This is a genomic window from Methanolacinia petrolearia DSM 11571 (assembly GCF_000147875.1).
GTDB lineage: Archaea > Halobacteriota > Methanomicrobia > Methanomicrobiales > Methanomicrobiaceae > Methanolacinia > Methanolacinia petrolearia.
This window is the reverse complement of record NC_014507.1, coordinates 2505732-2517591: the sequence shown is the minus strand read 5'-3', so window position 1 is coordinate 2517591 and position 11860 is coordinate 2505732. Positions and strand designations below refer to the sequence as shown.

Sequence of the window (11860 nt, the reverse complement as noted above, 5' to 3'; positions counted from 1 at the left end):
AGCAGATAATGGTTGTCGATGCCCGGAACCGCATCGGTAAAAGATCCTGCACCGGAAAGGCTGCCGCAAAAAAGAAAGAGAAAAGGGATTCAGATCCCGGTGTCCGCCCCACCCGGTGATGCAAGCCTTTTCCCGAGTTCTAATGCCTTTTTACAATCTTCGGGAAAGACCGTCCTGTGCCTCTCCCGCCTGGCCCCGGGATCGGCGAGATCGAAGACCATTTTGTCGTAGTCTTCGAATTGCAGCGTCTCGTACGAGCACACTCTTCCCACGAAACTTCCGAATATCCTTACCATTACGTTTTCAATCGAACCGAAAACGGCATCATAGTTCAGTTCTTTCGCCTGTTTTTCGGGTGCGTTCATCGTGTAGACCGCCGCCGTCTTCATATCTCTTCCGAAAAGCGATGACGGGGGGTTCGTATATGCAAGATACTGGAAAAAGAGCCTTTCGAGAAAAGATCTCATCGCTCCCGTGACATCACCGAAATATACCGGCGACCCGATAACGAGTGCATCGACCCCTGCGATTTTTTCGAGAACGGATTCGAGCTCGTCATTTATTGCGCACCTCCCGTAGCTCTTTCCACTCTTTAGCTTGCAGGCGAAGCAGCTCGTGCACCCCGTGTAGTCGAGATCGTAAAGATGAACCAGTTCGGTCTCAGCACCATTCGAAGCGGCTCCTTCGAGGGCATTTTTGAGAAGGGTCGCCGTATTCCAGTTCTTCCTCGGGCTCCCGTTGACTGCGATGACTTTCATTCGCGTGAGCTCCTCATCTCGTCTTTCAGGGCTGCCGCAACCTCGCGGGTTGCAAGGATTCCGTTCAGTGCTGCCGGAAAGCCCGCATAGACGGAGATAAGGATCATAATCTCGACAATCTCCTCTTCGGTCAGGCCTGCCCGCAGACCTCCGCCTATATGGAACCTCAGTTGCGGAGGTGCAGTGCCCATGGCGGCAAGTGCGGCGATGGTCGCTACCTGCCTGCTCCTCACCGGGAGAATCCCCCGTGCGTAGATATCGCCGTACCCGAACGCTATTACATATCCTGTTATGTCGGGATTTATGGGATCAAAGGTCTCCTTCAGAATTCTCTCCTGTTCCGGTGCGATCATTGCCAGGAATTTCTTCCCCCGTTCGTACCTGCCCTCCGATCCTGCATGAACAGACTCCAAAGAAAGTGTCCGCCCCGTTTCCTCCAGTACTTCCATGAGGATCTGCATCCCGTTGAGGGTCGCGGGAAAACCGGCGTAGCCGCACATCTGGATGATGATCTCGCGGATCTCTTCAGGTGTGCAGCCGACATGGAGAGCTGCATGAATATGGACTTTGAGCTGGGGGGCCGCGGTACCCATGGCGGTCAGTGCCGCGACTACGGCATGCTCTTTTGTCCTGTTGTCTAGCACCTCGCGGGCGTAGATCTCGCCGAATGAGTATTCTATAAGATAGCGGGAAAGATCCGGGCAAATCCGGTTTAATGTCTCTTCAACCCGGACGCCGGCTTCACCGTCGATCTCCAGAAGTTTTTCCCGTCCTGCTTTTGCATAATCGGTCATGGTAATCTCTACTTCCACGTGACTTTAAGCGGATTTCTGCGGGGGATGTTCTGCGGCATGTATTTCGGATAGCCGAACATCATCGCGTAGGCGCATTTCCTGCCGACGGGAATCCCGATCTCCTTTTGGAGCGGTTCATATTCGGAGGCTGCCATCGCGACGAATCCGGCCCAGCAGGTTCCTATCCCGGCCGCAGGTGCCGCGACATCGAAGTATGTAAGGGCGATAATCCCGTCGACCGGGGCGATCGGGTTGTTCTCCGGGATATGGGCGAAGATCATGTGAGGGGCATTGCGGCAGATGACATCGTAGCCTCCTTCGTAAACCCCTATAATGGCCGAAAAGAATCTGCTCATCGGGTGGCCGGCTGCAACAAGGTTCTTCATCCATTCGACTGTAAGATCCGCAACTCTTCTCACCTTAGCCGGATCGTGGACGACAATCCATTCGACAGGCTGGCCGTTCTCCCCGGACGGTGCATATCTTGCCACGTCCAGGAGTTCCTCGATCTTCTCACGGGGTACAGGATCTGCCTTATACATCCTTGCCGAACGGCGTTTTTTAAGGTAGAACCCGATCTCATTCGCGGAGATCTCTCCAGCGCCGGCGGGAAGATCTTCCTTTTCCTCCGGGCTAAAGTTCAGGATCAGGGCTCCTGTAGGACAGAACGCCTCGCAGTGTCCGCAGCGAATGCATTTTTCCGACATTTCACCCGGAACACCGGGGAGAGTATTCTCTCCCGCAGGGCTGACAATGCCCGTCGGGCAGGCTTCGGAGCAGATCCCGCATCTCGTGCATAGTTCTTCGTCGACTGTTATCGTTTCCATATCTTTTACTCTCCGTTTTTCGTATTTACATTCGGTTTAGCCCGTCTTCTTTAACTTTTTTCCCGCGCTCCAGGCATCACCCGCGTGATCCCCGAGTGACCAGTAACTGTTGTCCGTCATGGTCAGGATGACCGGGTCGATCTCAGTGAAATCAGCTTTTCCGTCTCTGATCACACGGCCGTCTGCATATGCCCCGGCGATCTCTCCGATGTAAATACTGTTTGTTGCGAGCGGCACGATCTGAACAAGCCGGCATTCGAGCGAGACCGGGCATTCGGAGATCATCGGGGCAGTCTCCAGTTCTCCGTAGAATATTTCGAAGACGCCGGATTTGTCCGTCTTCGCACCAGTCACAATACCGCAGTAGTCTGTCTTTTCGATCATGGACGTCGACGGGATGTTGACCGAGAACGTCTTCGTCTCCGCGATCCCTTTCGGAGTATAGTGGTTGTTTCCGATTGCGCAGGCTATCATCGGCGGGGCGGCATTGACGCGGGTGCACCACCCGACAGTCATGAAGTTCGCTTTCCCGTTCACCTGTGCTCCGACGAGTACGACAGGCATAGGGATGAAGAAATTGCTGTTGATCTTTTCTTTTTTTATTTCCATTTTGATCACTCTTTTTCCGTAGTTTCATTATCCTTAAAATGCCGTGCGCACGATGTACGCGGGCATTTTTTCAGCAAAGGCTGTAACAGCCATTAGGGTAAAATACGCCTCAGTCGAATAAATATTGTATACAGCGTTTTGTGAAAGCAGCTTTCAATTTTGAAACCTATTCGAAAAACAGGGACGATCATGTACAGGAAGAACGGAAAGACATACCACTGTTCGGTGGAGGCGGCACTGGACGTAATCGGCGGCAAATGGAAACCACTCATACTATGGAAACTCGGCGACGGCGTTATGCGTTTTTCCGAACTGCAAAAGGCTCTTCCGGGTGTGAACGCCAAGATGCTCACGAAGCAGCTCCGTGAACTGGAGGAGGACGGGATAATTCTCCGGACTGTATATCCCGAAGTTCCGCCGCGGGTCGAGTACTCGATCACCGGATTCGGGATGACCCTGATCCCTGTCCTTGAGGCTTTATGCGAATGGGGCTCTAAGTATCTGGGGACCGGTTGTAACGAAGATCAAGACGATAAATAATGTACAGCATAATCGGACTTTATGAGACAGATCACAGGTTTTGAACAGAAATATAATGTGAAAACGGATCTTATGAAGGCTCACTTCCTCAAAAGTAGATCTTCTTCTTCGGGTCGAGATTCGTCTCCATCGTCCAGAAGTACGCCTCGCCTTTGGCGATCCTGAAGAGGACGAGTTCGGGGCTGTCGGGTTTTAGGCCGAGGTCGGCGAGGAACGGCCGGTCTTCGAGCGACTTCTTCTTCAGGTCGATGTCCTCGATCCATTCCGCCTTCCCTGCGACGCGGAGGACTCTTCCGTTGTCTTCGCCTATGAACCCGAGCTCGATGTTCGGGTTCTTTACAATCTGTTTGTAGATGTCTTTGATCGTCCATACCTGGAAGTAGAATCCCGTCTTGTCCGCGAACCACATCCCGAGCGGCCTTACGCGGGGCTGGCCGTCGTCGTCGGTCGCGACCCAGGCGATCGGGTTTTCGGTTGCGAATTTAATGCATGTATCGATATCCATGATCTCTCACAGTTGTAACATATACATGTGATATAAAAAAAGATTGGGTCGGGATTATAATGGGATCTTCTTAATTTCTTCCCGTGCCTTTTTTATCGTAATCCTTACAAATTCCGTCTTGCCTTTCGTATAGGCCTCTCTGTTGAATTCATAGCTCTCTTTGAGCCGGTGCTTTAAATCCGCATACTCTTCCGCCGCTTTGGGGTGCATGGAGAGGTACTCCCTGAAATACAGTTCGTCCCAGTCGCCTTCGTACCTGACGTGGATATGATATGCCTGCCCTTCGAAGCCTTCCTCCCCGTAGCCCTTCATGAACATCATATGGGGCGGGGGGTTCTGTGGCTGCGGGTCGTAGCCGTACCCGATACCTGTCAGGGCGGCGATTATACGTTCGTCTTCAAGGCCGTCGCGGACCTCGATCAGGATATCGATCGTCGGCTTCGCCGTCATGCCCTTGATGGAAGTGCTCCCTATATGGGTTATCCCCGCGATATTTCCGGCACCGAGAACATCTTCGATGTGCTTTTTTTCCGCGGCGTAGATCTCCGGCCATGCGGGGTTGTAGTCCGAGAGTATTATCGGGTAGAGCCGTCCGAGTCTTTTTATCTCGTCTTCATCTGTTATCATGGTCTCACTTTATTGAACTGCTCATATTTTTCAGGCGGTATCAGTCCGGGCTTTCCGAACTCTTTTTCCTGATCCCTGTCGCATTCGGGCAGACCTTCCTGCATATCCAGCATTTCTGGAGTGTAAGGCCCTTCTCGGTCTTGAAGTTCGAGAGCGGCCTGCATGTCTTTTGATCGACTGTCTTTCCGTCGAGTGCCGAGAGCGGGCAGCTTTTCAGGCAGAGGTTGCATTTTTCCGGGCAGGCATCATATGTTGCGACGGGATCGGGAGTGACCTCTTCTGCGAGGAGAAGGGCGCCGGGGTATATCATGTTCCCGAATTTTTCGTTGATGAGCAGGTTGTTCTTCCCGATACGCCCGAGGCCCGCGAGATATCCGGCATGGCGGAGCGAAAGCACGCCCATCCCGTGGCATCTTTCCTCATCCCATGAGTCGAACGGGTCGTCGGAGGGGATCATGACGTTAGCTATGCCCATATCCTCGAGTGCGAGCGAGAGGTTCAGCCCTAGCCTGTCGGTCTCCTGCGTCAGGGTGTTGTTTACGGTAGTATAAGGTATGCAGCTCTCCGCTTCGAGAATGGTCTTCGGGATTCTCTTTGCATAAACAAGGACCGATCTCGTCCTGCTGAAAATATTGCATGGATGGAAGCCTTTTGGTGCGTCGCGGAATCTTTCGACGGGGGCTATGCCGCAGAGGTCGGCTCCGAATCTTTCGGCGATTTCCATGATCTTTTCCCTGTCTATTTCGGATTGCATATTTTCTTTCGACCTTTCTCTAAACTTTATTTATTCCGGCTGTTCTTTATTGTAATTGTATATCTTATTGGATATGCCCGGATACCTTTTTCATGCCCGGCCTGAAATCTTTTCATATGTCAGCACCGGGTACTGAAGGGAATGTAGAGGAAAAAGCGAGGGAGTTCTTCGCTGACGATTTATTCGCGAGGGATATGGGGATGGAGCTTGTGTCGGTCTCTCCCGGAAAGGCGACCGTGTCCATGAAGATTCGTGATTCGCACAGGAACAGCCATGGGACTGTTCACGGGGGGGCTTTGTTTACTCTTGCGGATGTGGCATTTGCCCTTGCATCGAACTCGCATGGGATCGATGCGTCGGCGATCAACGCCAATATTACGTATATGACGGCCGCAAGGGACGGGGTTCTTATCGCGGAAGCGGAGGAGTTCGCACTTAACCACAAGCTTGCATCTTATACTGTTACGATTACGGACGACGAGGAGAGGAAGATCGCGATCTTCCAGGGGATGGTCTACCGGAGGACGCCCCGGCCTGAAAAAATATTGTAATATGGAATAATAAATTCTAAAATCTCCTGTATACACTGCTCCGGTGCCCGATCTCGATTACGTGGATGATCATCACATCGTCGAGAACGGACATTACAGCCCTGTAACGCCCGATCCTTAGTGAATAAAGCGGAGGGTTGTCGAATCCGTGAAGATTCTTCAGGAAGAATGCGGGATCTTTTTCCTCCGCGAGACTCTTGAGTTCGGATACGAGCCTGAGGGAGATTTCGCGTGGAATTTTTTTTAGTGCATGTCGGGCGGATGACGAATAACTGAGCCGGAATGCCATCAGGCATCGTTCTCTTTCTTTTTATAATCGTATTCCTTGTCGTTCTCTTCGGCAACGCCAAGGTCGGCGAGGATCTCTTCGTGAGTATAGTAGATCCCCTCGCGATATTCTTTGAGAGATTTCTCGATCGCCTGAAGGCTCTCTTCGCTCAGGGGTTCGTCGTCGACCGTCGATTCGATGAGCCGGTTGATAACATCATCGAAGGATTCCCTCGGATGTTTTTTGAGCCGGGAAAGACTGTTCCTCGTATCAGATCGAATCCTGATTGAAGTGGATTGCATACATTAGTATGCGCAGGTATGCATTATAGAATTTTGGATGGTATATCAGATTTTGATCCAAAATTACGGAAGTTCATGACTCAGGCAGTTCAGCTACATACTCGCGGTAATCCGGCGGATAGAACATCAGTCCCGAAACTCTCAGGGGATCGTATGCCCTGATCTTTCCCTCACTGCGTTCGAATACGACGAGGTACGAAGAGTACCTGAGTCTTTTCATCTCCGGGTCGTCTGCAAGTGCTTCGATCTCTTCTTCTCCGACACTTTCACTTTTTTTGTATGCCGATTCCCCGTATACTCCACCGGTAATCGAATATCGGCTGATTGTGTATTCGCGATCGTCTTCGGATACGATTATCCAGTGCAGGGGGTGAAAGGTCGGAATCGTCTCTTTTCCCCTGAACCTGCCGGCGACGAGACCTTTTTTTATTAATGAAAAAATTATGATTCCTAAGAAGACGATCCCCCAGAGGTATATGTCCGCCGCTCCTGCAAATCCCAAAATGAGCAGTATGAGAAATACGACGCTTGCAATCGTAAGAAAGAGACTCGGGCCGGGGAATATTCCGAGTGTATATTTTTTGTCCGAGAGCGGGAAGAAGAGGGGTATTCCGGGATAGGCAAGGTAGTCGAGAGTTATGTGCAGGAGTGCTCCGCCGACGATCATCCCGAGTCCTGAGATCCAGAATCCGGGATCTGACGGGAGAGACAGAATCCCGGCGAGCTGCATGAGGCAGATCGAAGAAAAAGCGACGATCGCAATAAGGATCGACCCTGCAATGCTGTGCGTGATCCCGCCGTGGGAGAAGATATACAGGAGGGGGTCCCTGCCGGACAAGCGGTGCATGAGGATATCCATGTCGGGGAGGATCGTCCCGACAACGCCGAAGCAGACGAGGAAAATGTCCAGGTTCCCGCCGAGAAAGATCACGGAGAAGGCATGCGTCAGGATGTCCATAGATCTCTTTCACCGGCTGATGTGATAAAAAATTGCGGTGATCCTGAACGATTCGGATCTTTTGACTGTTTTGTTTGCAACTTTGCAGCAGTTTGCAGCATGTTTGCAGCAAGTTGCTGCAAAGTTAAAAAGATTAAATTGAGCTTAGTTTTTATTTATTGTACATATTATTGAATATTTTATTATTATCATTGTAGTTTGCGGAAAAATATGGGAGCACACAAAGCACTTCTTTTACCAACGCCTCTTTTTCATACTGTGTGCTTTTTTCGTTTTGCTGCAAACATAATTTTAAAATCGTTTTTTGTGGTAGAAAACTGAAACGGGGTTTGTACTATGATTGTTTTGTTTGCAGCACGATTCCGCAAACTGCTGCAAACTGCTGCAAACACCGCAAAGTTGTAAAGATGATCTTTTTCGAAGAGGTCGTTTGGAATTTTTCCGGCGTTGTTATCCATAAAAGAGAGACCCGGTTCGATTTTGATTTCCTTTGCCATTTTCTTATCATCCCGCTTGATTTCTTCCCTCCGGATTTCCGGGAAGGAGATTCATTGCGGTTTGATCCGGGATTATTTATATCGATGTCCGTTTTGAGAAAAGTGTTTTTTTTGGCGATTGGATTTAATTTGTGAATTGCCTGTAATTTTTTTTCAGGCAACGGTGCTCTCAGCTCCGATTATGTTGAAGAGGTCGTTCTTCAGGTATTCGCTGACATAATAATGGACCCTGTTTCCCTTCTTTTCCTTCCGGATGATATTGTCCCCGATAAGCCCTGCGATGTACCAGCTTATCGAGGGTGCGGAGATATGTATCCTTTCGCTGAGCTCCTTTCGTGTAATTCCGGGATTTTCGTGGATTATTTCTATTATTCTTTTCTCTGTAGGATTTTTGGAATGGATGTAGAGCAGTTTTTCTTCTGATGAATATGAATCGGAATTTTTGAAATATCCCTTTCCTCTCGAAGTCTGCCTGAATACGATCATATTGTGGCCCAGGAGTTTCTTTACGTGGTATTCGGCATTCTTGTTGGTAAGATCTGTCTTTTTCTCAATTTCACAAAGCTGTATGCCGGGATTTTGAAGAATTGTCTCGTATACCTTTCTCCGGGATTCGTTGTCCAGGAGATTCGTCTTCTTTAACCTGGACAGCCCGGGAATAAGTGCAATTTTTCCTGATAAAAACAGTTTCAGGGGTTGGATCATGAATGCGGCAATTCCTATTCCGAGAAGGATGAGAATGATTGCCAGGGGAAGGTCCTGAAATTCTATCTGCTCTGGTCCGGGTCCTTCAAGGAAGTCATAACCGCCTGAGAGTTCTCCAAAATAAATTGAGGTATAATCGGGTGAAATGCCGTATGCCGGTTCAACGACATACCCGCCGGTCTCGATCGCGGAAACCCCGGTCGTAAAGGCGGAGAATATTATAATAAATACCCCCGTGAAAAACCACAAAGCGACTTTTTTATTCCGGCTGTTTCTCATATATCATACCTCAATACATCAGGAAGATGAACGGCTGCTCTTCTTCTGTTTTTTCTGCCTCGATAACCGCATACCACTCCCCGCTTTCGATACCCTGCGGTCTTGAAATCCTGAAGAAGATCCTGCTGTTTGTGAGCCCGTCGGAATCGTCGTAATACGGTCCCATCATTCCGTCGGGTGCAAATATTGTTAGTTTCAGTTCGCTTTCGGGATTGATCCAGTTGAGATCGCAGGTGAAGTTTTCAACTCCTTCGGGCATTTGTTTATAGAACGGGATCGATTCGTCTTCTTCGATCTCTCTTTTCATGTACCCGAGGACGACATAACCGTCGCCCCCGATCAGGGCCGATTCCAGCCCGTACTTCTCTTTCTCCGTTTCATTCAATGCGCTGAGATTCACCGGTCCGTTTTCGTCCCACAGGTTTGCGCCGTAAGGAAGTTCCGGGTTTTTGTTTCCCCAGTATTTTTGCGTGTTGTAATATTCTTCGAACTCATCTTCGCCCATCTCCCCTCTCAGGGTTTCGAGGTATCCGGGGTTTGCAGCTTCGAGGTATTCGCCGTTCGTGATATTTTTCCCATAGAGTTCGTTTATAGGATCGATTATGTCGTTCTCTTCTCCTGTCAGGTTTTCCGCGACTGTTGCCTGTGAGATGAGGAGGGCCGAAGCAAGAACAATGAAGAGGCATTTTATTCCGGTTTTTCTTCTTTTAAACATCTTTCGCCTGCCCTCTGAATTTTGTTGCAACATAAAACTACCTGGTATTTTTACCGGCAGTCGGGGTTTTTGAATAATGAATGAACTATATAATGTGGGTCATATATAGGCATTATTCCGAAACCGTCTACACGGTGATTTCTGTCATCTTATCTTCGTAGTTTTGAAAAAAAGAGGTGAATTGTTTACATGAAAATCACGTTGTGATTTACATGAAACAGTCCATGAAACCTTTGTTTCATAAACGTTTTTGTCTTTCAGGCGATCCTGAAGAATCCTGTGAGTGCTTCGATCATCCCGGCGGAGATACTAAGCGGTGAGTTCCCGTAAATACCTGCTGTTGCAAGGGCCGAGAGGAAATTTTCCCCGCTTACGTCCCCGTAGCTTTCAAGCCTTGCTTTTGCTCCTTCGACGTCGTTGTCATAACCGAGTATGATGTACCCGCTGTCGTCGACGATTACTCCATCCAGTCCGAATTCCTCTTTTTCCTCCGGGCTTATCTCGTTGAGGTTCACCGGCCCGTTTTCGTCCCACACATTAGCGCCGTACGGGAGTTCTGGATGGTCGTCCCCCCAGTATTTTTCCATGTTCGAGAAGTTTTCGAATTCTGCAGGCGACATGTTCTCTTTCATCATCGCGTACTCTTCGGGGTACACTGTTGCCCAGAACTCTCCCTGTGTCATCTCCTGCCCGTAGATCTCCTTTATGATCTCAAGCTGGCTTTCGTTCGCTTCGGCGGATATGGAGTACGCACCCGCGGCTCCGGTTACCGCCCAGATCAGCAGCAGAAATGATATCGCTGCGGTTATTTTCAGTCCGTTTATTTTCATGTCTTCCGTCTCCTTTTTGTCTGTATGTCAGTTGCCTGCATGCACTATGCCGGCAATCTACAGGCAATGATTAGATTGAAGCTTAAATATGCATTATTCCGAAAGTATCTACACGGGACGGTGTTTTTGATTTTATTTTGTAAATTTTTCAGGTAACAGAATAAGAGGGGGAGCTTTTCAGGCCCCCCTTTTTTTGGATTTGGTTTGATCGAGGCGCTGTGCAGTCAGAGTTTAACTGCCATGCCAGTCTCTCATCAATATACTTTAACTAAACGGCCACTGTCTTGCCGGCGACCAGGTGTAACCAGAGAGACTGGGATTTGTCGATGTTCCGGTAACTTTAGATTGGTACAGTACGCCTGTTCTTGGACTTGCATGAGCAGAACTTGCTGTAACAGTTTCACCTTTTTTTCCATAACGTTCAACATATGCAACTCTTGAGTCATCTCCGTACAGTTCAACAGTTAGAGTTAATGATGTTGAAGTTGTATATCCTGAAACTTTACCTGAGCCGCTATAGGTAATTGAAGAACCACTTCTCCCAAGATTATCTGCATATAATACAAGCGCACTCTTACTGTCAAGTAGTGTGCATAATTTGTCTACAAGATAACTTGCTTCAGAATTTGATCCCTGTATGATATATCCACTATTATCTGTTTTCAGGTTTTCAAGGCCATAACTGCTTTTCTGTTCTTCGGTGAGTGATGCAAGGGAGACCGGGCCGTTCTTGTCCCATACGTTAGCTCCGTAGGGTAACTCCTGGTAGTCATCTCCCCAATATTTCTCTGTGCTGCAGAATTCTTTGAACTCTTCATCTGAGAGATTCTTTTTCATTAATGCATATTCTTCTGGAAAAACCATTTCCCAGAATTCTCCCTGTGTCATATCCTGCCCGTAGATCTCATTTATGATCTCAAGCTGTTTCTCGTCTGCTTGTGCCGATATAGAGTATGCACTTGCAACTCCTGATACGGCAACTATCAATAGGATGAGGCAGGCAGCTATTGAAAATTTTATTGCTTTTGAATTCATTTTTATCATCTTTTTTTAGTTTTTGCCGAATAGATCTGAATTCCGTAATATTGATCAATTATTCCCAACAATTTTTAGTAGCCCTGTTTTATGATTCATATCTTCGGCCATGGTGTGAATCACACCTGCGATCGGTATATCTTCTTATTTTCCTGAAAATCAGGTTTGGGAAGTATCAATTTGTTGAAATTTTTATTTCAGATGCAGTGTTGGACATGTGGTTCACAAGATCGCGGTAAGATATAATTTAAAATAAATATTATTCCGAAAGTATCTACATTGTTTTAACAAAAAAATTTATTTGTA

Annotated in this window: 17 protein-coding genes; 2 read left to right on the top strand and 15 right to left on the bottom strand. The window is 48.4% G+C overall.

What is annotated here, in order from left to right; translation table 11 throughout:
- Positions 1 to 89: 89 nt before the first annotated feature.
- Genes MPET_RS12710 through MPET_RS12695 form a run of 4 tightly spaced genes read right to left on the bottom strand, consistent with a single transcriptional unit; the run spans position 90 to position 2988 of the window.
- Positions 90 to 758 (bottom strand): flavodoxin family protein, encoded by a 669-nt coding sequence (locus tag MPET_RS12710; protein WP_013330436.1) that lies wholly within the window; start codon positions 756 to 758, stop codon positions 90 to 92.
- Entirely contained in the window at positions 755 to 1570 is an 816-nt protein-coding gene (locus tag MPET_RS12705) for a carboxymuconolactone decarboxylase family protein (protein WP_225353820.1), read from the bottom strand. Before MPET_RS12705 ends, MPET_RS12710 begins: the two co-directional genes overlap by 4 nt.
- Positions 1561 to 2379, bottom strand: coding sequence for a nitroreductase family protein (locus tag MPET_RS12700; RefSeq protein ID WP_013330434.1), 819 nt, complete (start codon positions 2377 to 2379; stop codon positions 1561 to 1563). The genes MPET_RS12705 and MPET_RS12700 overlap by 10 nt, the downstream gene beginning before the upstream one ends.
- A 36-nt stretch (positions 2380 to 2415) precedes the next feature.
- Complete coding sequence (locus MPET_RS12695) at positions 2416 to 2988, bottom strand: flavin reductase family protein (RefSeq protein ID WP_013330433.1); 573 nt, start codon at positions 2986 to 2988, stop codon at positions 2416 to 2418.
- A 189-nt stretch (positions 2989 to 3177) separates the two neighbouring features.
- Between MPET_RS12695 and MPET_RS12690 the strand changes: the two genes are divergently transcribed.
- Positions 3178 to 3528 (top strand): winged helix-turn-helix transcriptional regulator, encoded by a 351-nt coding sequence (locus tag MPET_RS12690; protein WP_013330432.1) that lies wholly within the window; start codon positions 3178 to 3180, stop codon positions 3526 to 3528.
- Between the two features lie 88 nt (positions 3529 to 3616).
- Here MPET_RS12690 and MPET_RS12685 read toward each other — a convergent pair whose 3' ends face one another.
- Genes MPET_RS12685 through MPET_RS12675 form a run of 3 tightly spaced genes read right to left on the bottom strand, consistent with a single transcriptional unit; the run spans position 3617 to position 5414 of the window.
- Positions 3617 to 4033 carry a pyridoxamine 5'-phosphate oxidase family protein gene (locus tag MPET_RS12685; protein ID WP_013330431.1) on the bottom strand — a complete coding sequence of 139 codons (417 nt, stop codon included), beginning with the start codon at positions 4031 to 4033 and terminating at the stop codon, positions 3617 to 3619.
- A 54-nt stretch (positions 4034 to 4087) separates the two neighbouring features.
- Positions 4088 to 4660 carry a GrpB family protein gene (locus tag MPET_RS12680; RefSeq protein ID WP_013330430.1) on the bottom strand — a complete coding sequence of 191 codons (573 nt, stop codon included), beginning with the start codon at positions 4658 to 4660 and terminating at the stop codon, positions 4088 to 4090.
- A 40-nt stretch (positions 4661 to 4700) separates the two neighbouring features.
- Positions 4701 to 5414, bottom strand: a complete 714-nt coding sequence (locus MPET_RS12675; protein ID WP_013330429.1) for an epoxyqueuosine reductase — start codon at positions 5412 to 5414, stop codon at positions 4701 to 4703.
- 116 nt (positions 5415 to 5530) lie between these two features.
- On the opposite strand from MPET_RS12675, the gene MPET_RS12670 reads away from it, so the two are divergent.
- Positions 5531 to 5965, top strand: a complete 435-nt coding sequence (locus tag MPET_RS12670) for a PaaI family thioesterase (RefSeq protein WP_048131159.1) — start codon at positions 5531 to 5533, stop codon at positions 5963 to 5965.
- Positions 5966 to 5981: 16 nt separating this feature from the next.
- On the opposite strand, the gene MPET_RS12665 is transcribed toward MPET_RS12670, so the two are convergent.
- The 8 genes from MPET_RS12665 to MPET_RS12630 form a co-directional block, all read right to left on the bottom strand.
- A complete protein-coding gene (locus tag MPET_RS12665; RefSeq protein WP_013330427.1) occupies positions 5982 to 6254 on the bottom strand; it encodes a type II toxin-antitoxin system RelE family toxin in 273 nt (90 codons plus the stop codon).
- The gene (locus MPET_RS12660; RefSeq protein WP_013330426.1) at positions 6254 to 6535 is read right to left on the bottom strand and encodes a DUF7557 family protein; all 282 of its coding nucleotides are present in this window, start codon (positions 6533 to 6535) and stop codon (positions 6254 to 6256) included. Before MPET_RS12660 ends, MPET_RS12665 begins: the two co-directional genes overlap by 1 nt.
- Positions 6536 to 6608: 73 nt before the next feature.
- A complete protein-coding gene (locus MPET_RS12655) occupies positions 6609 to 7493 on the bottom strand; it encodes a metal-dependent hydrolase (RefSeq protein ID WP_013330425.1) in 885 nt (294 codons plus the stop codon).
- A 251-nt stretch (positions 7494 to 7744) separates the two neighbouring features.
- The gene (locus MPET_RS12650; protein ID WP_013330424.1) at positions 7745 to 7990 is read right to left on the bottom strand and encodes a hypothetical protein; all 246 of its coding nucleotides are present in this window, start codon (positions 7988 to 7990) and stop codon (positions 7745 to 7747) included.
- Between the two features lie 153 nt (positions 7991 to 8143).
- Positions 8144 to 8974, bottom strand: a complete 831-nt coding sequence (locus MPET_RS12645) for a winged helix-turn-helix transcriptional regulator (protein WP_013330423.1) — start codon at positions 8972 to 8974, stop codon at positions 8144 to 8146.
- 10 nt (positions 8975 to 8984) lie between these two features.
- Positions 8985 to 9689 (bottom strand): hypothetical protein, encoded by a 705-nt coding sequence (locus MPET_RS12640; protein ID WP_013330422.1) that lies wholly within the window; start codon positions 9687 to 9689, stop codon positions 8985 to 8987.
- A 257-nt stretch (positions 9690 to 9946) separates the two neighbouring features.
- Entirely contained in the window at positions 9947 to 10519 is a 573-nt protein-coding gene (locus tag MPET_RS12635) for a hypothetical protein (RefSeq protein ID WP_013330421.1), read from the bottom strand.
- Positions 10520 to 10783: 264 nt separating this feature from the next.
- Positions 10784 to 11554 carry a hypothetical protein gene (locus MPET_RS12630; RefSeq protein WP_013330420.1) on the bottom strand — a complete coding sequence of 257 codons (771 nt, stop codon included), beginning with the start codon at positions 11552 to 11554 and terminating at the stop codon, positions 10784 to 10786.
- Between the last annotated feature and the right edge of the window lie 306 nt (positions 11555 to 11860).